Here is a 25608-nt window from a genome sequence, read left to right on the forward strand (position 1 = left end):
CCGCCGCCACGACCATGGGCCTCCCACCGGCCGCCACCTGCGGCTTGGCGGCCATCACAGCCCTGATGGCCCTCTACCTCCTGGCTCCCCGCCGCCGCTCGAACACGAGAGGAGGCTCTAACCCGAACCCAGCCACCCCCGCCTCGGCCATGGCGGGCCACTCTGGGCCGCAACCACTCGCTTTCGTCTCGGCGTTCGGCCAGGCCGGGAACCACGTCGGTCGGGCGGCCGGGACCGGCGGGGCCAGTGGGGCACGGCGGAGGTTGGCGGGTGTCGTCCTGGTGTGCGCCGCCGCTTCGGCGGCGGTCGTGGCGCTGCGGACGGCCGCCGTCGACACCGGGCCCGTGCGCGATCTCGCCCGCCATGGACGCTTCGCGGTGGCCGAGGCCGTCGTGACCGCGGACCCGCGGTCGCATCCCGGCAACGGACGCCCGTTGATCACCGTCCGGGCCCGGGTGGAAGCGGTGGCGCGGGCGAAGGTGCGGGTTCCCGTCCTGCTGATCGCGGCGGACCCCGGCTGGCTTCGCGTCCTGCCGAGCCAGCGGGTCCGGCTGCGCGGGCGGTTCACGACGCCGAGGGGTGCCGATCTGCTGGCCGCCGTTGTGATCGTGCGCGGGCCGCCCGCCGTTCTCGGCCCGCCTTCACTGGTACAGCGGGGCGCCGAGCGGGTCCGGGCGCGGTTGCGGGCGGCGGTCGCGGGGCTGCCTCCCGACCAGCGCGGCATCCTGCCCGGCATGGTCGTCGGCGACACCTCGGGCCTCGACCCGGCCCTGGCCGAGGACTTCCGGACCGCCGGGCTCACCCACCTCCTGGTCGTCTCGGGCGCGAACCTGGCGATCGTCACCGGCGCCGTCCTCGGGCTGAGCCGTCTCGCGGGCCTCGGACGGCGGCGCGCCCCGCCCGTCGCGGTCCTCGCGGTGGTCGTGTTCGTCGTGATCGCGCGGCCCGAACCGAGCGTCCTCCGCGCGGCCGTGATGGGTCTCATCGGCCTGCTGGCGCTGTTCACCGGACGGAGCCGCCAGGGGCTGCCCGCCTTGGCCGCAGCCGTGCTGCTCCTCGTCCTGGCCGACCCGGAGCTCGCGCGCTCGTACGGGTTCGCGCTGTCCGTGACGGCCACGGCGGGGCTGCTCGTCCTGGGCCCGCCATGGCGGGAGAGGCTCGCGCGCCGCCTCCCCGGCCCGGTCGCCGACGCCCTCGCCGTCGCGGCCGCCGCCGAGGTCGCGGTGGCGCCGGTCCTGGTCATGCTGTCCGGTGAGGTGGGGGTCGTCTCCGTGTTCGCCAACCTGCTCGCCGCCCCGGCCGTCGCACCGGCCACCCTCCTCGGGGCCCTCGCCGCGCTCACCGCGCTCGTGTGCCTTCCGCTCGCCAGGGTGATCGCCTGGCCCGCGGGCCTGTCCACCGGCTGGATCATCCGGGTGGCCCGCACCGCCGCCGCGCTGCCCTACGCGACCATCCCCTGGACGAGCGGCGGGTTGGGTGCGCTCACCCTGCTGCTGGCAGCGGGCGTCGCCGTCCTGGTCTTACGCAGCCGCCGGCTGCGCCTGCTCGTGGCCGCCGCCCTGACCGGCGTGCTCGTCGCCGTCGTCGCCCTGCGCGTGACGGCCCGCGGATGGCCGCCGCCCGGCTGGCAGATGGTCGCCTGTGACGTCGGCCAGGGCGACGCCATCGTCCTCGCCACATCACCGGGGCAGGCGGTCGTCGTGGACGCGGGTCCCGAGCCCGCGCCGGTCGACCGGTGCCTGCGCCGCCTCCACATCCGGGACGTGGCATTGCTCGTCCTGACCCACCCGCACGCCGACCACATCAACGGGACGTCCGGCGTCATGCGGGGCCGCACCGTCCACGAGATTCTGACGACACCCCGGACGTCCGGCCGCGAAGCCCGCTTGGCGCGCGGCGTTTCCGCTCGTCCGGCCCAGGCGGGGCAGCAGTGGCGCATCGGTGACTTGACGCTGTCCGTCCTCGCCCCGGCGGCGACCGGCCCGACGCTCACCCCCGACGACGACGGCACCACGATCAACAACGCGAGCGTGGTCCTTGTCGCCCGCAAACCGGGATTCAGCGCACTCCTGGCCGGTGACGTCGAGACCGAGGCGCAGCGCGCGCTGCAGAATGCCGTCCCGCACGTGCAAGTCCTGAAGGTCCCCCATCACGGCTCGCCCAGCCAGGACCTCCAGTTTCTCGCCGCCGCCCACGCCTCCATCTCCCTGATCTCAGTAGGCGAGCACAACGATTACGGCCATCCGTCACCCCTGACCGTCGGCCTTCTGAGACGTCTCCACACCCAAGTCCATCGCACCGATCAGGAGGGAGACATAGCCATCGCCCGAACCGCCCCAGGCCTGACGACCATCCCGCACCGCTAGCCCCCTTCCCCCGCCGCCGCACCCACCCCGCCCCCAAGCCACCGAACGAACCCGCCCGCCAACCGCCGTAGCCGTCCACCGGGACGCTGAAGCCGCCCGCCAAACCGCCGTAGCCGCGCGCCGAGACGCTGAAGCCGTCCACCAACCGCCGTAGCCGCGCGCCGAGACGCTGAAGCCACCCGCCAACTGCCGAATCCGCCCACCGAGACGCTAAAGCCGCCCATCAAACCGCCGAAGTCGCGCGCCGAGACGTTGAAGCCGCCCATCAAACCGCTGATGCTGCCCCACCAAACCGCTGAACCCGGGTGATGGCGACGGCGACGGCGGAGGCGGTATTGGCGGCTGGCCGACTAGCGACCCTGCCACGGTGGTGGGCAACTGGTGATCACGGGGGCTGGTCAAGCGTCCGGCCCAGCGGTCCATGGGCGGGGTGGTCATGGCCTGGGGGTGTGGGGGTTTTGGTGTGGGGTTGTTGGCTGGTGGCGTGGGGGCCGGGCCTGGCGTGGCATGCTGCAGGGGTGTCGATTGAGCCCATCGTCCTTGTCGTCGGTGACGAAGAACTGCTCGTGGATCGTGCGATCGGTGAGGTCGTCGCGTCCGTGCGGGCGGCGGATCCGGAGAACGAGGTGATCGACCTCGCGCCGGGCGGGCTGGAGCCCGGGCGGATCGCCGAGCTGACCTCGCCCTCGCTGTTCGGGGGCGGGAAGGTGCTTGTGCTGAGGTCGGGCCAGGACCTCGGCAAGGACCTGATCGCCGAGGTGCTCAAGTACGCCAAGGCGCCCGCCGAGGACGTGGTGCTCGTGGTCGTCCACCACGGCGGGGCCAAGGGGAAGGCGCTGGTGGACGGGCTCACCAAGCTCAAGGCACGCAAGATCTCGTGCCCGAAGGTCACCAAGACGGGAGAGCGCGTCGACTTCGTCCGGGCGGAGATCCGCGCGGCGGGAGGGAAGATCTCGGCGGACGCGGCGCGCGGCCTGATCGACGCCGTCGGGAACGATCTGCGTGAACTGGCGGCGGCCTGCAGCCAGCTCGTCGCCGACACCGGCGGGAAGATCGACGACGCGGCCGTCGCGCGCTACTACCGGGGACGCGCCGAGGTCAGCGGCTTCACGGTCGCGGACAAGGCCATCGAGGGCCAGCTCGCGGAGGCCCTGGAGCAGCTCCGCTGGGCGCTCGCGACCGGGGTGGCGCCGGTGCTGATCGTCAGCGCGCTCGCACAGGGCGTCCGGGGGCTGGCGAAGGTCGGCGGCGCTCCGCGAGGTGCGCGAGGCGCCGCCTTGGCGAAGGAACTCGGGATGCCGCCGTGGAAGATCGAGCGCGTCCAGAGGCAATTGCGCGGCTGGTCAGGGGACGGCGTGGCACGGGCACTGGCCGCGGTGGCGGAGGCGGACGAGCAGGTGAAGGGCGGCGCCGCCGACCCCGCGTACGCACTGGAAAAGGCGGTCGCCGAAATAGTCACCGCCCGCGCCCAACGCCGCGCCTCCTAAACCCCACGCCGCCTCCCAAGCCCCCAATCCCCGGCCCGAGTCCCGGCTGCGAGGCCCGGGTCTCGAGTCTCGGCCGCGAGTCCCTGCCCCTGAATTCTTGGGTGTGAATTCTTGGGGGTGGTTGGTTAGTTGGGGGTGGGGTGGGGTTCGGACTTGGATTTTAGGCCGTTTGCTTCCATTGTTACGTAGCGGCGGGTTAGGCGGCCTGTTAGGAGGGAGAGCACGGGGGACAGGAAGCCCTTTTGGTCGAGGGTTAGGCGGACGCTCACCGTGCCGTCCGGTTTCGGGAGGATGTCGTGTGCCGCGACCGTCGTGACGCCGGGGGAGCGGGACTCCCAGGTGAAGGTCTTGTTCTCCTCGAAGGCGGTGACCTTCCAGACGGCGGCGGGGAGTTTCGGCTGGGAGACGCGGGCCCGGCTGGAAAGGGCGAAGGGCCTGTCCAGGATTTCGACGCTGGTGATGGAGGCCGTCATCTCGGGCCAGCGCTCCACGTCCTTCAGGAGGTTCCAGACGGTCTCGGGGGCGGCGTCGATGTCGACGGAGATCTCGAAATGCACGGCGTGCTCCTCACTGCGGCGCGGATGGCTGACAGGAGGCCGGTGACCAGGGGGTCGTCGGCGCGGTTCGGGAGATGGAGGGCGTGGTAGGGGACGGCGGGCAGGTCGACGATCTCGCGCGCGACCAGGCCGGGCGGCGGGGAGACGCAGCCGTTCACGACGGCGAGGCCGACCCGCAGGGCCACGAAGTGCAGCATGAGCGGCCAGCCCGCGGCCTCGACGGCGACGGTCCAGGGGACGGCGGCGGCGCGCAGCGCGCGTTCGAGGGCGACGCGGTGCGGGCCGGTGGGCGGCGGCACGATCAGCGCCGCCCCCGCCAGGTCGGCGCAGGTGAGCGAGGGCTTCGCGGCCAGCGGATGGTCGTCCGGCATGACCAGGACCTGCGGGTACGAGGCCAGCGGGACGGCCCGCACGTCGGTGGGCAGGACGTCCAGGACGGCGACCCCGACGTCGGCGCGGCCGGTGCGGACGGCGGTGAGCGTCCGGACGCGGTCGCCGTTGATCAGGCGGACGCCGGGACGGACGACGTCGCCCAGCAGGTACAGGAAGGCGCCCTCCCCGGCGGCGAGCACCGGCGCGCGGGTGGAGGCGGCGCCGTGCACGTCGGCGAGGAACGCGGTCACCCGGGCGTCGAGGTCGCGGGCGAAGCGGGCGACCTGCTCGCCCGCGGGGGTGAGGGCGAGGCGGCGGCCGTGCCGCGTGTACAGGGGGCGCCCGACGGCCTCGGTGAGCTTGCGGACCTTGACGTGCAGGGCGGGCTGGGAGATGTGGAGTTCCCCGGCCGCGCGCGTGAAGTTGAGGTGGTCGGCGAAGACGGCGAACGAGGCGAGCGCGTCCGTGGAGAGGCGGCTCAGGTCCATAGGCATGGACTATAGCTGGAATGATCTTAATAGTTCTCTTCTAGCCTCCGAGGCCCGAGGGTTGGGGCATGGACATCGAACCCCGGCTCGGCGTCGACTTCGGCCGGGTCATACACGGCGGGCTGCTCGCCCCCGGCGACGACGACACGGCGTTCCTGGACGGAAGCTTCGCGGAGGCGCTCGCCTCGCCCGCGACGGAAGGCGTGTACGACGTGCTGCCCGGCCTGGTCGAGGCGTTCGGCGGACGTGCCTGGATCATCTCCAAGTGCGGTGACCGGGTGCGGAGGCGGACGCTCGCCTGGCTCGACCACCACGACTTCTACGCGCGGACGGGCCTGCCAAGGGAGAACGTTCGGTTCTGCGCGAAGCGCCCGGAGAAGGCGCTGCACTGCGCGGAACTCGGGATCACCCACATGATCGACGACCGTCCGGACGTGCATCGCGCCATTCGGGGGCTCGTCCCGTACCGGTATTTGTTCGGCCCCGAGAAAACGCTGGAGGAAGGGGTGCGGCGCATTCCCGACTGGGCGTCCGCGGAGGTCATTCGGAGAGATATTCCGGCGGGACGGATTCGGCCAGCCACACCCCGTTAGCGCTGACGCGGAACTCGTGCCCGGCGGCGGCCATCCGCCCGGCGGCGACGACCAGGACGACGGGCTCTCCCCGCCGGGCGCCGACCCGCCGGGCCGTCTCCCGGTCGGGGGACAGGTGGACGGCGTGCCGCCCCATCGGCAGCAGCCCGTCCCGCAGGATCGAGGGGACGGAACGGCGCACCGTCCCGTGGTAAAGGAATTCCGGCGGCTCCACCGGAGGCAGTTTCAGGTCGACCGGGATGGAATGGCCCTGGACGGCCCGGATCCGGTCGCCGTCGAGTTCGTAGCGCCGCTTGTCGTTGGCGTCGACGACGAACTCAAGCTCGGCGCGGGTGATCGGGAACGAGTGGCGGGCGGCGGCCGCGAGCAGGTCGGCGACGTCGGCCCAGCCCTCGGCGTCGAGCGTGAGCCCGATCCGCTCGGGGCGGTGCCGCAGGTGCTTGGCGAGATACTTGGAGATCTTCACCGCGCGGCGCTCGTCCACCCGGAAGACCCCCGGACATGCGTCGGGGCCGGCGCGCGAGCCGGCCCCGGGGCGTGCGGCTGCTACTTGGCGGCCTGCAGCTCGGCGGCGCGCTTGGCGATCGCCGACTTGCGGTTGGCGGCCTGGTTCTTGTGGATGACGCCCTTGCTGACGGCCTTGTCCAGCTTGCGGGCGGCGTGGCGCTGGGCGGCGACGGCCGCGTCCACCTCGCCGGCCTCGGCGGCCTCGCGGAACTTGCGGATCGCCGTCTTCAGCTCGGACTTGACGGCCTTGTTGCGCAGCCGGGCCTTCTCGTTCTGCTTGTTGCGCTTGATCTGGGACTTGATGTTAGCCACGTCGTAGTGCCTCAGCTTGGTCGCGATACTCGCCTGCTCACGCGCAGGCCCTGACGAATGTCTGAACGGGGGCGGGACGGTGCCCCCGGGGCACGACGCTACGCCACACGCAGTCGCACAGCTTACCAATCACCGGCCCCGGCCCCAAACCAGCGGGGTGCACGGAGCATCGGGCCCGGCATGGGACTATGGGACGAAGACTTCTTCCTTGTCCACCTGTGAGTATTGCGAACGGACCCCGGTGCCAGCGCCTGTGCCTGACAAGACCGATCCCGCGATCATCCGCAACTTCTGCATCATCGCGCACATCGACCATGGCAAGTCGACCCTCGCGGACCGGATGCTGCAGTTGACGGGTGTCGTCGAGGAGCGCCAGATGCGCGCCCAGTACCTCGACCGCATGGACATCGAGCGCGAGCGCGGCATCACGATCAAGAGCCAGGCCGTGCGGCTGCCGTGGACGTCCGGCGGCGTCGACCACGTCCTCAACCTGATCGACACCCCGGGGCACGTCGACTTCTCCTACGAGGTGTCGCGGTCGCTCGCGGCGTGCGAGGGCGCCGTCCTGCTGGTGGACGCGGCGCAGGGCATCGAGGCGCAGACGCTGGCCAACCTGTACCTGGCGCTTGAGGCCGACCTGCACCTGATCCCCGTCCTCAACAAGATCGACCTGCCCGCCGCGCAGCCCGACAAGTACGCCGAGGAGCTCGCCGGGATCATCGGCTGCGAGCCCGCCGACGTGCTGCGGGTGTCCGGCAAGACCGGCGAGGGCGTCCGCGAGCTGCTCGACAAGATCGTCGCGGAGGTGCCGGCCCCGGTCGGCGACCCGGACGGGCCCGCCCGCGCGCTGATCTTCGACTCGGTGTACGACACCTACCGCGGGGTGGTCACCTACGTCCGGATCGTGGACGGGCACCTGTCGCGCCGCGAGAAGAGCCTGATGATGTCGACCGGGGCCGCGCACGAGACCCTGGAGGTCGGCGTGATCTCCCCGGAGCCGAAGCCCGTGCAGGGCCTCGGCGTCGGCGAGGTCGGCTACCTGATCACCGGGGTGAAGGACGTCCGGCAGGCGCGCGTCGGCGACACGGTGACGGGCCAGTCGCGGCCGGCGCCCGAGGCGCTCGGCGGCTACCGCGACCCGCGTCCCATGGTGTTCTCCGGCCTGTACCCGGTGGACGGCGACCAGTACCCCGAGCTGCGCGACGCGCTCGACAAGCTCCGCCTGAACGACGCCGCGCTGGTCTACGAGCCGGAGACGTCGGCGGCGCTCGGGTTCGGGTTCCGCTGCGGGTTCCTCGGGCTGCTGCACATGGAGATCGTCCGGGAGCGGCTGGAGCGCGAGTTCGACCTGTCGCTGATCTCGACCGCGCCGAACGTCGTGTACCGGGTGGTCATGGAGGACGGGACGGAGCACACCGTCACCAACCCCAGCGAGTTCCCCGAGGGCAAGATCGGCACCGTGTACGAGCCGGTGGTGAAGGCGACGCTGCTCAGCCCGTCCGACCACATCGGCGCGATCATGGAGCTGTGCCAGGGCCGCCGCGGCGTGCTGCTCGGCATGGACTACCTCTCCGAGGACCGCGTCGAGATCCGCTACACGCTGCCCCTCGCCGAGATCATCTTCGACTTCTTCGACCAGTTGAAGTCGAAGACCCGCGGGTACGCCTCGCTGGACTACGAGCCGAGCGGCGAGCAGGAGGCCGACCTCGTGAAGGTCGACATCCTGCTGCAGGGCGAGTCGGTGGACGCGTTCAGCCAGATCGTCCACAAGGACAAGGCGCGCGAGTACGGGCTGATGATGACGTCCAAGCTCAAGGAACTGATCCCGCGGCAGCAGTACGAGGTGCCGATCCAGGCCGCGATCGGTGCGCGCATCATCGCGCGGGAGAACATCCGCGCCATCCGCAAGGACGTCCTCGCCAAATGCTACGGCGGCGACATCTCCCGTAAGCGCAAGCTCCTGGAGAAGCAGAAGGAGGGCAAGAAGCGGATGAAGACCATCGGGCGGGTGGACGTCCCGCAGGAGGCCTTCGTCGCGGCGCTCTCCACGGGCGGCGGCGAGTCCACCGACAAGGGCCGCAAGTAGCCCGGCCCGCGGCGCCCCGCGCTACTTCTTGAGCAGCGGCCAGGCGACCGCGGCCGGGACGCGGCGGAACTCGCCCCGGTTGGCGGCGCGCCCCGCGTAGACCAGGAAGAACATCACGGCGGCCGTGAAGAGCAGCGGCACCCAGATGAGCGCCTCCATGACCAGCGAGAGCAGTCCGAACACGAACCAGACCGCGACGGCGGCGAGGCCCATGTTGAGGCCCTGCGCGGCGTGCCGGCGGACGAACGGCGACCCGCCGCCCTTGCCGACGAGGACGACGGCGGGCGCGATCACGCCGACGAGGAACTGGCCCACGTACGCCATGAGCGACCAGGTCTTCTCGTCGTCGGAGACCGGACCGAAATGGCCCGGCATCTGCGCGGTGCCCCGGCCCTGCTGAGGCTGCGGCTGCTGGGGCTGCGGCTGCTGGGGCGGCTGCTGCCAGGAGCCGCCGGGCTGCTGCTGAGGCTGCTGCGGTTGCTGAGGCTGCTGCTGCCAGAGGTTCCCTGGCTGCTGCCAGGGGGCCTGCTGCTGCCATCCGGGCTGCTGTCCCTGGCCGGGCGACGGGGGAGGCCCGTAGGCCATGGCGGAGTCCTCTCCTAGTTCGCTGAGCGAGCTATGGGCGAAAGTGTATGACTCCTTGGACGCCTCCGGAGTTCGCTCGGGTTCCCGGAAAAGCCCGTGCCGTGTCCGTTTCATGCCACCTCGGCCACCACGGGCGGAGCCCGGCCGGGACGGGAAACACGATGAACACGTCGTGGATCCCGGTACGGTCGGACGGTACGGTGCCGATCAAGCACGACTGATCACCAAAGTGCCGATCAGGCGGCGTGCCGATCGAGCGAAGGCGTCCGAGACCGACCTCCGGAGGCGGGATGACCGCGGCGAAGCGAGGATCATGGCGTCCGCCCCTCGGGGGTCTGGGGGCCGTCCCCCGGAAAGGCAGGGCAGCGTGACCGACCCCGAGCAGGTTCTGCGTTCTGCGAAGGAGCGGGAGACGGTGAACGGCGCCGTCCGCGCGCTGCGGTCCGCCGCGCCGTCCGGCTGGGAGCGGCTCGACTTCGAGTTCCGCGCGACGGTCGGGATCGACAGTGCGTCCCTGGAGGTGGAGGGCGCGGACGGCGGGCGCCGCACCGCCCTGCCGCCGGGCCAGGCCGTCGGGATGATGGACGAGCTGCGCCGCGTCATGTACCGCAGCGGCCAGGGCGCCTGGTTCACCGCCCGGCTGAAGGTCGAGCGGTCGGGACGGTTCAGCGCCGAGTTCGACTACGACGGCGAGCCCGACTTCACGCCGCCGCTCACCTCGTCCGCCTACGCGATGGACCTCGACCGCTTCCCCCGGACGGACGAGCACATCCCCGACTGGCTCCGCGCCAAGCTCGGCGAAGCCTGACCGGAGCGGGACCGGAGCAGGCCGCGGGGCAGGGCAGACTGAAGGTGTGCCCTCGACCCTTCCCGACGGTGATCCCGTACCCGCGGACGGCTCGCTCCCCGGCAGCGCCCTGAACGGCCTGGGAAAGCGTCCGTTCGCCTTCTACGTTCACGTCCCCTTCTGCGTGACCCGCTGCGGATACTGCGATTTCAACACCTACACGGCGTCCGAGCTGGGCCCTGGCGCGAGCCGCGACTCCTACGCCGACACCGCCATCGCGGAGGTCCGCATGGCGCGGCGCGTGCTGGGCGACGCGGACCTGCCCGTCGAGACGGTCTTCGTCGGCGGCGGCACCCCGACCCTGCTCCCGGCCGACGACCTCGGACGCGTCGTGGCCGCGATCGACGCCGAGTTCGGGCTCGCGCCCGACGCGGAGGTCACGATGGAGGCCAACCCCGAGTCGGTGGACGAGTCCTCTATATCCAGACTGCGCGAGGTCGGATTCACCCGCGTCTCCTACGGGATGCAGAGCGCGCGCGAGCACGTCCTCGCCGTCCTGGAACGGACGCACACACCCGGACGCGTCCCGCAGGTAGTGGAATGGACGCGCAAGGCAGGCTTCGAGCACATCAACCTCGACCTCATCTACGGCACGCCGGGCGAGACCGACGACGACTGGAGGGGCTCCCTGCGGGCCGCCCTCGAAGCGGAGCCCGACCACGTGTCGGCGTACGCGCTGATCGTCGAGGACGGCACGCGGCTGGCGGCACAGGTCCGGCGCGGCGAACTGACCGCCCCCGACGACGACGCCATGGCCGACCGCTACCTGATCGCGGACGAGATGCTGTCCGCGCACGGCCTGCACTGGTACGAGATCTCCAACTGGGCCGCCACGCCCGCGGCCGCCTGCCGCCACAACATGCTCTACTGGACGGGCGCCGACTGGTGGGGCGTCGGCCCAGGCGCGCACAGCCACGTCGGCGGGACCCGCTGGTGGAACGTCAAGCACCCCGCCGCCTACGCCTCCCGCCTGGCCGAGGGCACGACGCCCGCCCACGCCAGGGAGGTCCTGGACGACGACGTCCGCCGCATGGAGCGCGTCATGCTCGAACTGCGCCTCGCGCAGGGCTGCCCGTCCACGCTGCTGGACGACGAGGCCGTCCGGAGGGCGATCGGCGACGGCCTGGTCGAACCGTCCCCCTACGAACGGGGCCGAGCCGTCCTGACCCGCAAGGGCCGCCTCCTGGCCGACGCCGTCATCCGCGACCTCACCTGACGCGGGGCCCGAGCCCAGGCCACGGGGCGTGCGGCCGGAGGGCGGCCCCGCCCGGAGGCCGCACGCCCCGCCGAGCCGGTCGACCGCAGCGCCACGACGTGACCCACACGGTCACGAAGACCCGCACCGTGGCGTGAGGATCGACCAGCTCGCAACGGGGGTTCCAGGGGGTCGCCCCCCTGGGCTAGCCAGTCACGAAGTCGATCAGTTCCTCCACCCGGCCCAGGAGGGCGGGCTCCAGGTCGGTGTAGGAGTTGACGCGGCCCAGGATGCGCTTCCAGGCCGCGCCCGTGTCGTCGTCCCAGCCGAGCCGGGCCACGACGCCCTCCTTCCAGGGGACGCCGCGCGGGACGCGGGGCCACTCGGGGATGCCGACCGACGCGGGCTTCACCGCCTCCCAGATGTCGATGAACGGGTGCCCGGTGACGAGGACGTGCGGCGAGGACACCCGCGCCGCGATCCGCGACTCCTTGGAGCCCTCGACGAGGTGGTCGACGAGGACGCCGAGGCGGCGGTCCTCGTCCGGGCCGAACTCCTCGACGATGGCGGGCAGGTCGTCCACGCCTTCGAGATACTCGACAACGACGCCCTCGACCCGCAGGTCGTGGCCCCAGATCTTCTCGACCAGCTCCGCGTCGTGGACGCCCTCCACGTAGATGCGGCTCTCCTTGGCGACCTGGGCCCGCAGCCCTCGCACCGCGATGGAGCCGGACGCCGAGCGCGCGGGACGTCCGCCGCCCGGCGCCGCGGTCGGCCGGACGAGCGTGACCGGCTTGCCGTCGATCAGGAACCCGGACCTGGTCAGCGGGAACACCCGCCGCTTGCCGAACCGGTCCTCCAGGGTGACGCCGAGCTTGTCGCAGGCGACCACGGCGCCGCAGAAGCCGCTGTCGGGGTCCTCGGCGACGAGGCCCGGCTCGGCGGGCACCTCGGGGATCAGGCCCTTGCGGGGACGCCGCCAGTCGCCGCCCAGCACGTCGTTTCCATAGTCCTTACTCCGCACGGGTCCGCACATTAACCCGGCGGGACGCCGGCGCGGCGTCGCCCGGCGTCCTTCGGCGTGGCGTCCCAGCCCCGGAACGCCCCCGGAACACTCCCGAACCGCCGGAGGTTCCAACGGGTGGTTCCTGGGCGGATGGGCTGTGACGTCCGATACGGATAGGATCGCGCCGCCGTGCCGGTGTGCGCGGGCACTCCAGAGTGGGGCCTCCGGGCCGTACACTTGGCACTCGGGAGGAATGAGTGCCAGCGGCGCGGGGGCGCCGGCGGCACGGGCCCCGGCGGGACGAAGGAGGTGACCCGGGTGCTGGACGATCGCAAGCTCGCGGTCCTGCGCGCCATCGTCGAGGACTACGTCTCCACGAACGAGCCGGTCGGCTCCAAAGCCCTGACGGACCGGCACAATCTCGGCGTGTCTCCGGCCACGATCCGCAACGACATGGCGGTGCTGGAGGAGCAGGGCTACATCACCCAGCCGCACACCAGCGCCGGACGCGTTCCCACGGACAAGGGCTACCGGTTGTTCGTCGACCGGCTGTCCACGATCAAGCCGCTGTCGGTCGCCGAGCGCCGCGCGATCGAGACGTTCCTGTCCGGCGCCTACGACCTCGACGACGTCGTCGGCCGGACGGTCCGGCTGCTCGCCCAGCTCACCCGGCAGGTCGCCGTCGTGCAGTACCCGTCGCTGACCCGCTCGTCGGTGCGGCACGTCGAGCTCGTCCCGGTCGCCGAGGGGCGGCTGCTGCTCGTCCTCATCACCAACACCGGGCGGGTCGAGCAGCGGGTGATCGAGTCCGCGGGCCCGGTCAGCGAGGAATCGATCGGGCACCTGCGGGCGTTGCTCAACACGTGCCTCGACGGGCTCGGCCTCGGCGACGTCCCGACCGCGGTGGCCGACCTGCCGGACAAGGTCGGCCCGGACGACCGTCCGCTCGCGGCGGCCGTGCTGTCGGTGCTGCTGGAGACGCTCGTCGAGAAGCACGAGGAGAAGATCGTTTTCGCCGGAGCGGCCAACCTCGCCTCGGTCGACTTCTCGCAGGGGCTGCGGGAGGTCCTCGTGGCGCTGGAGGAGCAGGTCGTCCTCATGCGCCTGCTCGGCGAGACCGGCGACTCCTCTAAAGTTACGGTGCGGATCGGCACCGAGAACCCCGACCTGGGGCTCCGGTCGACCTCGGTCGTCGCCGCCGACTACGGGGTGGGCGACCTCACCCTGGCCCGGCTCGGAGTGCTCGGGCCGACACGCATGGATTACCCCAGCACGATGGGAGCGGTACGGGCAGTGGCACGCTACGTGGGACAGATCCTGGCGGGGTCGTAAGTGGCCAACGACTACTACGCGACCCTGGGCGTCCGGCGGGACGCCAGCGCCGACGAGGTCAAGAAGGCCTATCGCCGGCTCGCGCGGGAGCTCCACCCGGACGTCAACCCGGATCCGGAGACCCAGGACAAGTTCAAGGAGATCACCCAGGCGTACGAGGTGCTCTCCGACCCGAAGAAGCGCGAGATGTACGACCTCGGCGCGGACCCGTTCGCGTCCGGCGCCGGTGCGGGCGCCGGCGGCTTCGGCGGCGCCGGGTTCCCCTTCAGCGACATCATGGACGCCTTCTTCGGCACCGCGACCTCGCGCGGCCCGCGCTCGCGCGCGCGGCGCGGCCGGAACGCGACGCTGCGGGTCGAGCTCGACCTCGCCGAGACCGCGTTCGGCACGACCCGCGAGCTGTCCATCGACACCGCGGTCGCCTGCACGACCTGCGAGGGGTCGGGCTGCGCGCCCGGCACCCACCCGGAGACCTGCGAGACGTGCCACGGGCGCGGCGAGGTCCAGCAGGTGCAGCGCTCGTTCCTCGGCCAGGTCATGACGGCCCGGCCCTGCCCGGCCTGCGGCGGGTTCGGCTCGGTGATCCGCAACCCGTGCACCGAGTGCTCGGGCGACGGCCGGGTCCGCACCCGGCGGACCGTCAAGGTCAAGATCCCCGCCGGGGTGGAGAACGGCATCCACATCCAGCTCGCCGGGGAGGGCGAGGTCGGCCCGGGCGGCGGCCCGCCCGGCGACCTGTTCCTGGAGATCGTCGAGAAGCCGCACGCCATCTTCGAGCGGGAGGGCGACGACCTGCACTGCACGGTCGAGATCCCGATGACGGCGGCGGCGCTCGGCACCAGCGTCACGATCGAGACGCTGGACGCGGCCGAGAGCGTCGACATCAAGCCGGGCACGCAGTCCGGGCAGGTCATCACGCTGTACAACCGGGGCGTCCGGCACCTCAACGAGAGCGGGCGCGGCGACCTGATGATCCACGTGAACGTCGAGACGCCGAACCGGCTGGACGAGGAGCAGGAGGAGCTGCTCCGGCGGCTCGCCGCGCTGCGCGGCGAGGAGCGCCCGCCCGGCAAGTTCGCGCCGGGCCAGCGCAGCGGCATGTTCTCCCGCATCAAGGACGTCTTCAACCAGCACTGAAGAGCCGCGGCGGCGGCCTACCGCGAAGGCCGCCGCGGCGATCCGGACGACTGAACGGGAGGGCGCGTGAGCCCGCCGGTGTTCCTCGCCGGGACGGACGCGCTCGCGCGCGACCACGTCGTCCTGGACGGCCCCGAGGGGCGGCACGCCGCGACCGTGCGGCGGCTGCGCCCCGGTGAGCGCGTCGACCTCACCGACGGCGCCGGGCTGCTCGCCGAGTGCGTCGTCACCGCGGCCGACCGCGCGTCCCTCACCCTGGACGTGCTGGCCCGCCGCCGCGAGCCGGAGCCCGCGCCGCGGATCACGGTCGTGCAGGCCCTGCCGAAGGGCGAGCGGGGCGAGCTCGCGGTCGAGACGATGACCGAGGCGGGCGTGGACGAGATCGTCCCGTGGGCGGCGGCGCGCTGCGTCACCCAGTGGCGTCCCGAGCGCCGCGAGAAGGCCCTCGGCCGCTGGCGCAACGCGGCCCGCGAGGCGGGCAAGCAGGCCCGGCGCAGCCGCCTCCCGGACGTCGCCGACCTCGCCTCCACCGACGACGTGGCCGGACGGGTCGCCGCCGCGTCCCTGGCGCTCGTCCTGCACGAGGAGGCCGACGCGCCGCTCAGCGCCGCCGAACCGCCCGCGGCGGGCGAGATCGTCGTCGTGGTGGGCCCGGAGGGCGGGATCACGGACGCGGAACTGGCCGCGCTCGCCGCGGCGGGCGGACGCCCGACCCGCCTCGGCCCGACCGTACTGCGGACCTCGACCGCGGGCGTGGCGGCGGCGGCCGTCCTACTGGCAGCGACCGGCCGCTGGTAGGGGGAGTTTCATTGTTGGGGGACGACCCCCCACACCCCCCGGGGTGACCGCTCGGGCTAGGAGCCGCCGGTGGCGGCGCCTCCGTCGCTGCTCGTCTTCGCGGGCTCGCTGGACGGCGGCGGGGTGGGCTGCTCGGTGGGCTCGCCCGGCCCGGGCGTCCCGGTCGCGGGCGGCGTCGGGGTCGCCGACGGCGTCTGCGAGGGGGTCCTGCCCGGGCACGAGGAGGCGGGCGGCGGGGTGGTCGGCTCGGCGCCGGGCGACACGGCCGCCGTCGGCGTCCCGGACCGGGGGATGGTGCAGGACGACAGGCCGGGCGAGGTGCTCGGCCTGGTCGTCGACGTCGCCGCCGACTCGCCTGACGGGTCGCTGCCCGGCGACGCCGGGGCGGGGAACTCGGGGCCGCCGTCGGCGTTGTCGCGGTCGCCGCCCGACTTGTCGTGCCCGCCGCCGGACGGCCCGTTCGCGCCGACCGACTGCTGGATGAGGTCGATGGTCTGCGGGGCGGTCACGCCGAGCCCGGCGATGGCCACGGCGGCGGCCACCGCGAGGATCGGACGCGCCCAGTTGACGGTGAACCGGTCGAACCCGAGCCCGTAGCGCGCGAGGCCGAAACGCCCGAGCCGGCGGCCGTCGCCCTCGGCGACGCGGGCCCGTATTCGCTCCAGGCCGTCGCCCGCGGGGTTGACCGTCTCCGCCTCCGCGTGCAGGGCGCGGCGGAGGATCTCGCCGTGCTCGTCGTCGGGGTCGGTGGTCATGAGAACTGCTCCAGGACGTTGCGTAGCGCGGTCATTCCGCGCGCCGTGTGGCTCTTCACGGCGCCGCGGGAGATGCCCATCGTGCTGGCGATCTCGGCTTCGGACAGGTCGGCGTAGTAACGCAGGACGAGTGCCTCGCGCTGGCGTGCGGGGAGCCGGGACAGCGCGTCGACCACCGCCGACCGCTCCAGCTCCCCGATGGCCCCGGCCTCCGCGCTCGGCGCGTCCGGCAGGCCCTTCGGGGCGTACTTCTCGACGACGGCGCGATGCCGCAGCACCGACCGCGACCGGTTGACCACCGACTGCCGCAGGTACGACAGCGCCTTGTCCGGGTCGCGCAGGCGGCGCCAGCCGCCGTGCATCGCGACGAACGCGTCCTGGACGACCTCCTCGGCCGTCCCCGCGTCCCGGACGAGCATGGCCGCCAGCCGCACCAGGGAACGGTAGTTGGCGCTGTAGAGCGCGGTCACCGCCTGATCGGCGTCCCAGGCGACGGCCACCGCGCCCGCCGTGCCCCTGGCCACGAGGGTCTCGGTCACGTCAGTTGGACGCGCGCCCTCCTCGCCCGGTTTACGAAAGGGCATGTCCTGCTCTGCCTCGGTCACCTATCCGCCGCCTTTGCCGTCCCCCGGCCGTCCATTCGGATAGTCCTTCGGAGCGGCGTGGATCGGGCGTTCCCGGCCCGGCCGGGAACGCCCAAAAGCCTTGCGGACCGGGGGGTACGCCTTGAGTTGACCACCTTAGCCATTCGACGCTCGCAATGCCGACCGCAACGGGAGGTCGGCGGACTGAAACGTTTTCCGGACGCGCGCCCCGCCGAGTTCCGCCGGGGCCGCTCGATAGGATTCGGCGGGTCCCGCACCGCCGCCGATGGGGAGACCGATGACCGACTGCCTGTTCTGCAAGATCGTTTCCGGGGACGTGCCCGCCAAGATCGTCCGGGAGTCGGCGGGCGCGCTGGCGTTCCGCGACATCAACCCGCAGGCGCCGACGCACGTGCTGGTCATCCCGCGCGACCACCACCCGACGGTGGCCGAGCTGGCCGCGTCCGACGCCGGGCTGCTGGCCGAGGTGGTGCGGGAGGCGCATCAGGTCGCGGTCGACGAGGGCATCGCCGAAAGCGGCTACCGGGTCGTGTTCAACACCGGCCCGCAGGCGGGCCAGACCGTCTTCCACGTGCACGCCCACGTGCTCGGCGGCCGTGGCCTCAACTGGCCGCCCGGCTGACCCCGCCCGGCGCCGCCCGGCCGCGCCCGGCCGCGCCCGCCCCCGCTCCGCGGGCCCGCCGCCGCGCCGGAAAACGGACGGCGGCGTGTCGGACGTCCCCAGTACGATGGAACCGACACACCCTGGCACCCGGAGCAGACAGAAGGCAGGTCGGAGAGGCCGCAAGGCCCGGCTGATGGTCGAATCAACTCACACGAGGTCAACTCCCGCGGCGGCCGGCGCCGCCGGCGACGGCGGCGCGGAGCGCTCCCAGATCAAGATCGTGGTGCCGGACGACCACTCGATGGTGAGCCTGCTCGGCTCCCGGGACGAGTCGCTCCACGCGATCGAGCGCGCCTTCGGCGCCGACATCGACATCCACGTCCGCGGCAACGAGATCACCGTGACCGGTCCGGAGGCCGAGACCGACCTCGCCTCCCGGCTCTTCACCGAGATGCTCGAACTGCTGAAGGGCGGCACCCAGCTCACCCCCGACGCCGTCGAGCGCAGCCTGGCGATGCTGCGCGGCGAGAGCGGCGCGCGCCCGGCCGAGGTCCTCACCCTGGACGTGCTGTCCAGCCGGGGCCGCACGATCCGGCCGAAGACGCTGAACCAGCGCCACTACGTCGACGCGATCGACAAGCACACGATCGTGTTCGGCATCGGCCCGGCGGGCACCGGCAAGACCTACCTGGCGATGGCGAAGGCCGTCCGCGCCCTCCAGGACAAGAAGGTCAACCGGATCATCCTGACGCGCCCGGCGGTGGAGGCGGGGGAGCGGCTCGGGTTCCTGCCCGGAACGCTCTACGAGAAGATCGACCCGTACCTGCGCCCGCTGTACGACGCGCTGCACGACATGGTCGACCCCGACTCCATCCCCCGGCTGATGGCCGCCGGGACGATCGAGGTCGCGCCGCTCGCGTACATGCGCGGCCGGACGCTCAACGACTCGTTCATCATCCTGGACGAGGCGCAGAACACCTCGCCCGAGCAGATGAAGATGTTCCTCACCCGGCTCGGGTTCGGGTCGAAGGTCGTCGTGACCGGCGACGTCACGCAGGTCGACCTGCCGAACGGGCAGCTGAGCGGGCTGCGCGTCGTCCAGGAGATCCTGGACGGCGTCGAGGACATCCACTTCTCCCGGCTCGACAGCCGCGACGTCGTCCGGCACCGGCTCGTCACCGACATCGTCGACGCCTACAACCGCTACGACGAGAAGCGGATGCCGCCGATCAAGCCGGCCGGCGGCGGGCCCGGCAAGCGGAGGCGGCGGTGACCGTCGAGGTCGTGAACGAGTCGGGCGTCCCGGTCGACGAGAGCGCGCTCGCCGGGCTGTCCCGGCACGTGCTCGACGGGCTGCGCGTTCATCCGCTGGCCGAGCTGTCGGTCCTGCTGGTCGACGAGGCCGCGATGACCGAGCTGCACGAGAAGTGGATGGACGAGCCCGGCCCCACCGACGTCCTGTCGTTCCCGATGGACGAGCTGCGCCCCGGCCACCTGTCCGGCGGCTCCGACGAGGACGAGGACGCCGACCCGGCGCTGCTCGGCGACGTCGTGCTGTGCCCGGCGGTGGCCGAGCGGCAGGCGCGGGACGCGGGCCACAGCACCGGCGACGAGCTGGAGCTGCTGTGCACGCACGGCATCCTCCACCTGCTCGGCTTCGACCACGCCGAACCCGACGAGCACAAGGAGATGTTCGGGCTGCAGGCCGAGCTCCTGACGTCCTGGCGGGAGAAGCGCGGCGGCTGATGAGCACGACCCAGGCGTGGCTGTCCGCCCTCGCGGTGGGCCTCGTCCTCACGGCGGGCCTGCTGGCCGGCATCGAGACGGCGCTCGCCCGCGTATCGCGCGTCACCGTCGAGGACGCGCTGCGCGAGGGGCGGCGCGGCGCCAAGCGGCTGGCCGAGGTCGTCGCCGACCCGGCCCGCTACGTGAACATGGTCCTGCTCCTGCGGATCGGCTGCGAGCTGGTCGCGACCGTGATCGTCGCCGACCTGTGCATCACCTGGCTGGACGAGACGTGGCGCGCCTACGTCACCGCCGCCGCCGTGATGATCGTGGTCAGCTACGTGGTGATCGGGGTCGGGCCGCGCACGCTCGGCATCCAGCACGCCGACCGGATCGCGCTCGCGGGCGCCGCGGTGATCCACCCGGTGACCCGGGTGTTCGGGCCGCTGCCCCGGCTGCTGATCCTGCTCGGCAACGCGCTCACGCCCGGCAAGGGGTTCCGGGAGGGGCCGTTCGCGTCCGAGGCGGAGCTGCGCGACCTGGTCGACCTCGCCGAGCAGCGCAGCCTGATCGAGCCGGACGAGCGCGAGATGATCCACTCGGTGTTCGAGCTCGGCGACACGCTCGTCCGCGAGGTGATGGTGCCGCGCACCGACATCGTGTTCGTCGAGCGGACGAAGACGCTGCGGCAGGCGATGTCGCTGGCGCTGCGCAGCGGGTTCTCGCGCATCCCGGTCGTCGGCGAGAACGAGGACGACGTCGTCGGCATCGCCTACCTGAAGGACGTCGTCCGGCGCAGCCAGGAGCACCGCGAGGGCGAGTCGGTGGAGACGGTCGACTCCGTGATGCGCCCCGCGACCTACGTCCCCGACAGCAAGCCGATCGACGAGCTGCTCCGCGAGATGCAGGCCCGCCGGATCCACCTCGCGATCGTGATCGACGAGTACGGCGGCACCGCCGGGCTCGTCACGATCGAGGACATCCTGGAGGAGATCGTCGGTGAGATCACCGACGAGTACGACGTGGAGATCCCACCGGTCACCTGGCTGCCGGACGGCGCCGCCCGGGTCACCGCCCGCCTCCCCGTCGAGGACCTCGCCGAGCTGTTCGACGTGGAGATCGACGCCGAGGACGTCGAGACGGTCGGCGGGCTGCTCGCGCACGCGCTCGGCCGCGTCCCGATCGAGGGGTCCACGGCGCGGGTCGGCTCCGGCGGGAACGGGCCGGTCCTGTCGCTGAAGGCCGAGACGATCGCGGGACGCCGCAACCGGGTCGGGACCGTCCTCGTGCGGTCGGTCGGCGAACCGGCCCCCTCCGGCGACTAGTCGGCGAGCGTCCGGCGCAGGGCCCCGTCGGGCCCGGCGACGAGGACGGCGGCCTTCGGCCCGAGGTCGCGGACGGCGGCCACGTCGGACGCGTCCGGCCCGTCGGCGGCGGTGACGAGCGCGGCGGCCTCCAGCTCGTCCGCGCCGCTGGACGCGGCCATCGCGACGGCTGTCTTCAGCGCCGACAGCTTCAGCGACGGAAGGTCGACGGCGGCGGCGGCGTAGGTGCGGCCCGTCCCGTCGCGGACGGCGGCGCCCTCCGCGGCGCCGGCGCGGGCCCGCGCCGCCCTGGCCAGGGTGATGATCTTCGCGTCCTCGGGGTTCAGCTCGCTCACGTCCCCAAGCGTACGGGCCCGAGCGCACGGGTCCGAGCGCGCGGGCTTCGCAAGCGGCGCCCGGCGGGAGCACCGGCCGTCGCAAGTCACCGGCAAGTGGACGGCAACCGCCGCGCGTGATCCTCGGACGATCCGATCGAGGGCCGATCGGGGGGTTCTGGGGGAGAAGGACATGTCCCGTCTGCTCTACCGCCTGGGGAAGGCGGCGGCGCTGCGCCCGTGGCGGTTCGTCGCGGTGTGGCTGGTGCTCATCGGCGCGATGGCCGGTCTCGCGGGCGTCGCGGGCGGCGCGCTGCACGACGACTACACGCTGTCCGGGACGGGCTCGCAGCGCGCCACCGACCTGCTGAAGGAGCGGTTCCCCGCGCTGTCGGGCGCCGACGCGAGGGTCGTCGTGCACGCCGAGTCCGGCAAGGTCGACCAGGGGGCGCTGGCGAAGGCGTCGGCGGAGCTGAGCAAGCTGCCGCACGTCAGCGGCGTCGACCCGGCGCCGCCGGGCCGCGCCGGCGCGACGGCGCTGCTGACCGTCCGGTACTCGGTGCCCGTCACCGACCTGAAGCCGAAGGAGACGCTCGACCGGCTGGAGACGGCGACGCGGAACCTGGACGCCGCCGGGTACCAGGTGGAGTTCGGCGGCCAGGTGCCGGAGAACGTGACGGCGCCGGGCGGCCTCGCCGAGGCGGTCGGGATCGTCGCGGCCCTGCTGATCCTGCTGCTGGCGTTCGGGTCGGTGGTCGCGGCCGGGCTGCCGCTCGCGGTGGCGCTCGCCGGGCTCGGCGTCGGCGTCACCGGGATCACGCTGCTCGCCGCCGTCACCGACGTCGCGACGACCGCGCCGACGCTCGCGACCATGACCGGGCTCGGCGTCGGGATCGACTACGCGCTGTTCATCCTGACCAGGCACCGGGAGGGGCTCGCGGGCGGGCTGGACGTCCCGGAGGCGGCGGGCCGCGCCAACGCCACCGCCGGGCAGTCGGTGATCTTCGCCGGGTTCACGGTGCTGCTGGCGCTGTCCGGGCTCGTGCTGTCCGGGACGCCGGTGTTCATGACCATGGGCTTCACCACCGGGCTCGTCGTCGCGACGACCGTGCTCAGCGCGGTGACGCTGCTGCCCGCGGTGCTCGGCCTCGCCGGGCGCCGGGTGCTGCGCCGCCGCGACCGCGCCGCGGGCGCGGTGATCAGCGTCGAGTCGCCGCGGGTCGGCCGGTGGGCGCGGCACGTCGGACGGCGCCCGTGGCCGTGGCTGCTCGCCGGGTTCGCGCTGATGGTCGCGCTCGCCGCGCCCGCGCTCGGCATGCGGACGTGGCCGAGCGACGCGAGCAGCGAGCCGACGTCCAACACCGTCCGGCAGGCGTACGACCTGGTCGCGGACGGCTACGGCCCCGGCGCGAACGGCCCGCTGCTCGTCGCCGTCGACCTGGAGAAGGTGGACCAGGGCGCCCTGCCCGGCCTGGCGGACCGGCTCGCCCGCACCGACGGGGTCGCCTCCGTCGCGCCGCCGCGAATCTCGCCGGGCCGCGACGCCGCCGTGATCGCGGTCACGCCGGACTACGGCCCGCAGGACGAGCGGATCACCGGCCTCGTCGACCGGATCCGCGCGGACGCGCTGCCGTCCGGCACGGAGATCACCGGGCTGACCGCCGTGTACGTGGACCTGTCCCGCGTCCTGTCGGACCGGCTCTGGCCGGTGATCGGCGTGGTCGTCGCCACCTCGTTCGTCATGCTGATGATCGTGTTCAGGTCGCTGCTGGTGCCGCTGAAGGCGGCCGTGATGAACCTGCTCTCCATCGGCGCCGCGTACGGGGTGCTCACGGCGGTGTTCCAGTGGGGGTGGGGCGCCGGGCTGCTCGGCCTGCCGCACAGCGTCCCGGTGTCGAGCTTCATCCTGCTGCTGATGTTCGCGGTCCTGTTCGGCGTGTCGATGGACTACGAGGTCTTCCTGCTGTCGCGGGTCAGGGAGGAGTGGCTGCGGCACGGCGACGCGCGCGGCTCGGTGTCCACCGGCCTCGCCGCCACCGGCCGCGTCATCTCCAGCGCGGCGCTGATCATGGTCGCGGTGTTCCTCGGCTTCGCCGCCGACCCCGGCCTGGTGATCAAGCAGATGGGGGTGGGCCTCGCGGTCGCGGTGGCGCTGGACGCGACCGTCGTCCGGCTGGTGCTGGTGCCCGCGACGATGTCGCTGCTCGGACGGGCGAACTGGTGGCTGCCCCGGCCGCTCGCCCGCGTCCTGCCGGAGATCGACCTGCACGGCGGCTCGGTGCCCGGCGCGGCGCCCGTCCGGGAGCCCGAGCCCAGCCGCGCCTGAGCCGGGGGCGGGAGGCGGCCCGAGGGACGCCCCAGAAAGGACGCCCTAGAACGGCGGGGCCGACATGTCGCGGTTAGTCTGATCAGGTCATGTCGACCGTTGTACGGGTGCTCGGGGCGTTCGGCGCCGAGGTGGCGGGCGCGCCCGCCGACCTCGGCGGCCCGCGGCAGCGCTCGGTGCTCGCCCGGCTCGCCGTCGCGCGCGGCCGGATGGTGCCCGCGGACCTGCTCGTCGAGGACCTCTGGGCGGGCGCGGCCGCGCCCGCCCGCGCCGCCGCCGGGCTCCAGTCGTTCGTGTCGCACCTGCGCCGCGCGCTGGAGCCGGACCGTCCGCCCCGCTCGCCCGCCCGCGTCCTCGTCACCGAGCCGCCCGGCTACGCGCTCCGCCTCCCCGCCGCGAACGTCGACGCCTGGCGGTTCGACGCCCTGGTCGGCGAGGCCGCCGACCTGCTGGAGGCGGACCCGGCGCGGGCCCGCCGCCGCGCCGAGGACGCGCTCGCCGCCTGGCGCGGGCCCGCCTACGCCGAGTTCGCCGCGCTGCCCTGGGCGGCGGACGAGGCGGCCCGGCTGGACGAGCGCCGCCGCCTCGCCGTGGAGCGCCGCGCGGAGGCGATGCTGCGGCTCGCGGCCGCCGCCGAGGCCGTGCCCGACCTGGAGGCCCACGCCGCCGCGAACCCGCTGCGCGAGGAGGCGTGGCGGCTGCTCGCCCTCGCCCTCTACCGCGCCGGGCGCCAGGGCGACGCGCTCGCCGCGCTCCGCCGCGTCCGCGCGGCCCTGACCGAGGAGCTCGGCGTCGACCCCGGTCCGGCGCTGCGCCGCCTGGAGGCCGACATCCTGGCGCAGGCGCCCGCGCTGGCCGAGCCGGTCCGCCCCGGGCCGCGGCCGGTGGCGCGGCCGGTGCTGCGGGCGGTGCCGGAGCCGCCGGACGCGCCCGAGCCCGGGCCCGCGTTCGTCGGGCGCGCCGCCGAGCTGGCCCGCCTCGACGCCGCCGCCCGCGCGGCCGCCGCCGGACGGGGCGGGCTCGTCCTCGTCGGCGGCGACGCGGGCATGGGCAAGACCGCGCTCGCCGAGCGGTTCGCCCGGAGCCTCGCCGGACGCGGCTGGACGTGCGCCTGGGGGCGCGCGCCCGAGACCGGCGGCGCCCCCGCCGCCTGGCCGTGGGCCGAGCTGCTGCGCGAGCTGTCGGCCGCCGCGCCGCCGCCCGCCGGCCTCGCCGGACGCCTCGCCCCCCTCCTGGACGACGCGGTGCGCGGCGCCGCGGGCCCGGAGGCCGACGTCAGCACCGGCCGGTTCCGCCTCCACCTCGCCGTCGGCGACTACCTCGCCGGGCTCGCGGACGGCGCGCCGCTCCTGCTCGTCCTGGACGACCTGCACTGGGCCGACGAGGAGACGCTCGCGCTGCTCGCCCGGCTCGCGGGACGGCTGCGCGACCGTCCCGTCCTGCTGGTGGCGACGTTCCGGCAGACGGAGGTCGGCGACGGCCTCGCCGCCGCGCTCGCCGCCCTCGCCCGGCACGAGCCGGAGCGCATCGACCTGCGCGGGCTGTCGGCGTCCGAGGTCGCCGCGCTGGTCCGGGAGACCTGCGCGACCGGCCTGGACGACGCCGAGCTGTCCGCGATCGCCGAGCGGACCGGCGGCAACCCGTTCTTCACCCGCGAGACGGCCCGGCTGCTCGACGCGGAGGGGCTGCCCGCCGCCGTCCGCCGGGTGCCCGCCGGGGTCGGGGACGTCCTGCGCCGCCGCGTCGCGCGGCTGCCGCCGGCCGTGCGGTCGGTGCTGCGCGACGCCGCCGTCGTCGGCCGGGACGCCGACCTGCGCGTCCTCGCCGACCTCGCCGGGGACGAGGACACCGTGCTCGACGCCGTCGAGGCGGCCCTCGCGGTCGGCCTCGTCACCGAGCCGGAGCCGGGCCGGATGCGGTTCGCGCACGCGCTCGTCCGCGACACCCTCTACGACGGGATCTCCCGGGCCCGCCGCACCCGGCTGCACGGCCGCGTCGCCGCCGCGCTCGAACGGCACGGGCCGGGCGAGGCCGCCGCGATCGCCCACCACTACCTGGAGTCGGGCGCGGACCCGGCGAAGGCCGTCCGGTACGCGCGGCGCGCCGCCGCCGCGGCCGAGTCCCGGTTCGCGCACGGCGCCGCCGCCGCGCTCTGGGCCCGCGTCGTCGACACGCTCCGCGCCGAGGGGCCGGACGCGACGGGGGAGCGGCTGGCGGCGGAGGTGTCGGCGATCCGGGCGGCCGCGCTCGCCGGGAACGTCGTCCAGGCGCGGGAGCGGCGGGCCG

24 protein-coding genes are annotated in these 25608 nt (G+C 73.6%); 15 read left to right on the forward strand and 9 right to left on the reverse strand.

From position 1 onward, the window contains the following. Positions 1-263: 263 nt before the first annotated feature. Positions 264-2366: a DNA internalization-related competence protein ComEC/Rec2 gene (locus ACH01S_RS01580; protein ID WP_246236910.1), complete on the forward strand. Its 2103-nt coding sequence runs from the start codon at positions 264-266 to the stop codon at positions 2364-2366. A 518-nt stretch (positions 2367-2884) separates the two neighbouring features. Further along, positions 2885-3853, forward strand: coding sequence for a DNA polymerase III subunit delta (holA, locus tag ACH01S_RS01585; protein WP_083980159.1), 969 nt, complete (start codon positions 2885-2887; stop codon positions 3851-3853). A gap of 125 nt (positions 3854-3978) precedes the next feature. On the opposite strand, the gene ACH01S_RS01590 is transcribed toward holA, so the two are convergent. Both ACH01S_RS01590 and ACH01S_RS01595 read right to left on the reverse strand, forming a co-directional pair. Then, positions 3979-4410 carry an SRPBCC family protein gene (locus ACH01S_RS01590; protein ID WP_067884431.1) on the reverse strand — a complete coding sequence of 144 codons (432 nt, stop codon included), beginning with the start codon at positions 4408-4410 and terminating at the stop codon, positions 3979-3981. Beyond that, a complete protein-coding gene (locus ACH01S_RS01595; RefSeq protein WP_083980161.1) occupies positions 4350-5270 on the reverse strand; it encodes a LysR family transcriptional regulator in 921 nt (306 codons plus the stop codon). Before ACH01S_RS01595 ends, ACH01S_RS01590 begins: the two co-directional genes overlap by 61 nt. Positions 5271-5338: 68 nt before the next feature. Here ACH01S_RS01595 and ACH01S_RS01600 point away from each other — a divergent pair, with 68 nt between their 5' ends. Further along, positions 5339-5863 (forward strand): hypothetical protein, encoded by a 525-nt coding sequence (locus tag ACH01S_RS01600; protein ID WP_067884433.1) that lies wholly within the window; start codon positions 5339-5341, stop codon positions 5861-5863. On the opposite strand, the gene ACH01S_RS01605 is transcribed toward ACH01S_RS01600, so the two are convergent. Together ACH01S_RS01605 and rpsT are read right to left on the reverse strand one after the other, a co-directional pair. Beyond that, complete coding sequence (locus tag ACH01S_RS01605) at positions 5811-6347, reverse strand: RNA 2'-phosphotransferase (protein WP_067884435.1); 537 nt, start codon at positions 6345-6347, stop codon at positions 5811-5813. The genes ACH01S_RS01600 and ACH01S_RS01605 overlap by 53 nt on opposite strands. A 62-nt stretch (positions 6348-6409) precedes the next feature. Continuing rightward, positions 6410-6682: a 30S ribosomal protein S20 gene (gene rpsT, locus ACH01S_RS01610; RefSeq protein ID WP_067884438.1), complete on the reverse strand. Its 273-nt coding sequence runs from the start codon at positions 6680-6682 to the stop codon at positions 6410-6412. A gap of 241 nt (positions 6683-6923) precedes the next feature. Between rpsT and lepA the strand changes: the two genes are divergently transcribed. Next, entirely contained in the window at positions 6924-8768 is a 1845-nt protein-coding gene (gene lepA, locus ACH01S_RS01615) for a translation elongation factor 4 (RefSeq protein ID WP_067884440.1), read from the forward strand. A gap of 21 nt (positions 8769-8789) precedes the next feature. Here the strand turns inward: lepA and ACH01S_RS41795 are convergent, their stop codons facing one another. Further along, positions 8790-9353 (reverse strand): DUF4870 domain-containing protein, encoded by a 564-nt coding sequence (locus ACH01S_RS41795; RefSeq protein WP_148344560.1) that lies wholly within the window; start codon positions 9351-9353, stop codon positions 8790-8792. 367 nt (positions 9354-9720) lie between these two features. Here ACH01S_RS41795 and ACH01S_RS01625 point away from each other — a divergent pair, with 367 nt between their 5' ends. Together ACH01S_RS01625 and hemW are read left to right on the forward strand one after the other, a co-directional pair. After that, positions 9721-10161 (forward strand): antitoxin YezG family protein, encoded by a 441-nt coding sequence (locus tag ACH01S_RS01625; protein WP_067884445.1) that lies wholly within the window; start codon positions 9721-9723, stop codon positions 10159-10161. Positions 10162-10207: 46 nt separating this feature from the next. Beyond that, on the forward strand, positions 10208-11416 hold the full coding sequence (gene hemW, locus ACH01S_RS01630) for a radical SAM family heme chaperone HemW (protein WP_067884447.1): 1209 nt from the start codon (positions 10208-10210) through the stop codon (positions 11414-11416). Positions 11417-11600: 184 nt separating this feature from the next. On the opposite strand, the gene ACH01S_RS01635 is transcribed toward hemW, so the two are convergent. After that, positions 11601-12419 carry a DUF3097 domain-containing protein gene (locus ACH01S_RS01635; protein WP_246236912.1) on the reverse strand — a complete coding sequence of 273 codons (819 nt, stop codon included), beginning with the start codon at positions 12417-12419 and terminating at the stop codon, positions 11601-11603. Positions 12420-12719: 300 nt separating this feature from the next. Here ACH01S_RS01635 and hrcA point away from each other — a divergent pair, with 300 nt between their 5' ends. The 3 genes from hrcA to ACH01S_RS01650 all read left to right on the forward strand — a co-directional run bounded on the left by hrcA (position 12720) and on the right by ACH01S_RS01650 (position 15668). After that, positions 12720-13733 (forward strand): heat-inducible transcriptional repressor HrcA, encoded by a 1014-nt coding sequence (gene hrcA, locus ACH01S_RS01640; RefSeq protein ID WP_067884540.1) that lies wholly within the window; start codon positions 12720-12722, stop codon positions 13731-13733. Beyond that, entirely contained in the window at positions 13734-14870 is a 1137-nt protein-coding gene (dnaJ, locus tag ACH01S_RS01645; protein WP_067884450.1) for a molecular chaperone DnaJ, read from the forward strand. 66 nt (positions 14871-14936) lie between these two features. Then, the gene (locus tag ACH01S_RS01650; RefSeq protein WP_067884452.1) at positions 14937-15668 is read left to right on the forward strand and encodes a 16S rRNA (uracil(1498)-N(3))-methyltransferase; all 732 of its coding nucleotides are present in this window, start codon (positions 14937-14939) and stop codon (positions 15666-15668) included. Between the two features lie 56 nt (positions 15669-15724). Here ACH01S_RS01650 and ACH01S_RS01655 read toward each other — a convergent pair whose 3' ends face one another. Both ACH01S_RS01655 and ACH01S_RS01660 read right to left on the reverse strand, forming a co-directional pair. After that, positions 15725-16423, reverse strand: a complete 699-nt coding sequence (locus tag ACH01S_RS01655; RefSeq protein WP_067884454.1) for a hypothetical protein — start codon at positions 16421-16423, stop codon at positions 15725-15727. Then, a complete protein-coding gene (locus ACH01S_RS01660; RefSeq protein WP_067884542.1) occupies positions 16420-17007 on the reverse strand; it encodes a SigE family RNA polymerase sigma factor in 588 nt (195 codons plus the stop codon). The genes ACH01S_RS01655 and ACH01S_RS01660 overlap by 4 nt, the downstream gene beginning before the upstream one ends. A 298-nt stretch (positions 17008-17305) precedes the next feature. Here ACH01S_RS01660 and ACH01S_RS01665 point away from each other — a divergent pair, with 298 nt between their 5' ends. The 4 genes from ACH01S_RS01665 to ACH01S_RS01680 all read left to right on the forward strand — a co-directional run bounded on the left by ACH01S_RS01665 (position 17306) and on the right by ACH01S_RS01680 (position 20682). Continuing rightward, positions 17306-17650 carry a histidine triad nucleotide-binding protein gene (locus tag ACH01S_RS01665; RefSeq protein ID WP_370671555.1) on the forward strand — a complete coding sequence of 115 codons (345 nt, stop codon included), beginning with the start codon at positions 17306-17308 and terminating at the stop codon, positions 17648-17650. 175 nt (positions 17651-17825) lie between these two features. After that, the gene (locus tag ACH01S_RS01670) at positions 17826-18905 is read left to right on the forward strand and encodes a PhoH family protein (protein ID WP_083980167.1); all 1080 of its coding nucleotides are present in this window, start codon (positions 17826-17828) and stop codon (positions 18903-18905) included. Continuing rightward, on the forward strand, positions 18902-19378 hold the full coding sequence (gene ybeY, locus ACH01S_RS01675) for an rRNA maturation RNase YbeY (protein ID WP_067884458.1): 477 nt from the start codon (positions 18902-18904) through the stop codon (positions 19376-19378). Before ACH01S_RS01670 ends, ybeY begins: the two co-directional genes overlap by 4 nt. Then, positions 19378-20682: a hemolysin family protein gene (locus ACH01S_RS01680; protein WP_067884460.1), complete on the forward strand. Its 1305-nt coding sequence runs from the start codon at positions 19378-19380 to the stop codon at positions 20680-20682. The genes ybeY and ACH01S_RS01680 overlap by 1 nt, the downstream gene beginning before the upstream one ends. On the opposite strand, the gene ACH01S_RS01685 is transcribed toward ACH01S_RS01680, so the two are convergent. Continuing rightward, positions 20679-21017, reverse strand: coding sequence for a cytidine deaminase-like protein (locus ACH01S_RS01685; protein ID WP_067884462.1), 339 nt, complete (start codon positions 21015-21017; stop codon positions 20679-20681). The two genes, ACH01S_RS01680 and ACH01S_RS01685, sit on opposite strands and share 4 nt — an antisense overlap. A gap of 172 nt (positions 21018-21189) precedes the next feature. Here ACH01S_RS01685 and ACH01S_RS01690 point away from each other — a divergent pair, with 172 nt between their 5' ends. Both ACH01S_RS01690 and ACH01S_RS01695 read left to right on the forward strand, forming a co-directional pair. After that, positions 21190-23322: an MMPL family transporter gene (locus ACH01S_RS01690; protein ID WP_067884465.1), complete on the forward strand. Its 2133-nt coding sequence runs from the start codon at positions 21190-21192 to the stop codon at positions 23320-23322. Positions 23323-23411: 89 nt separating this feature from the next. Continuing rightward, positions 23412-25608: ATP-binding protein (locus tag ACH01S_RS01695; RefSeq protein ID WP_157406264.1), on the forward strand; the 2197-nt coding region annotated here is incomplete at its 3' end.

It is taken from the genome of Actinomadura chibensis NBRC 106107 (genome assembly GCF_001552135.1).
Taxonomy (GTDB): Bacteria; Actinomycetota; Actinomycetes; order Streptosporangiales; family Streptosporangiaceae; genus Spirillospora; species Spirillospora chibensis.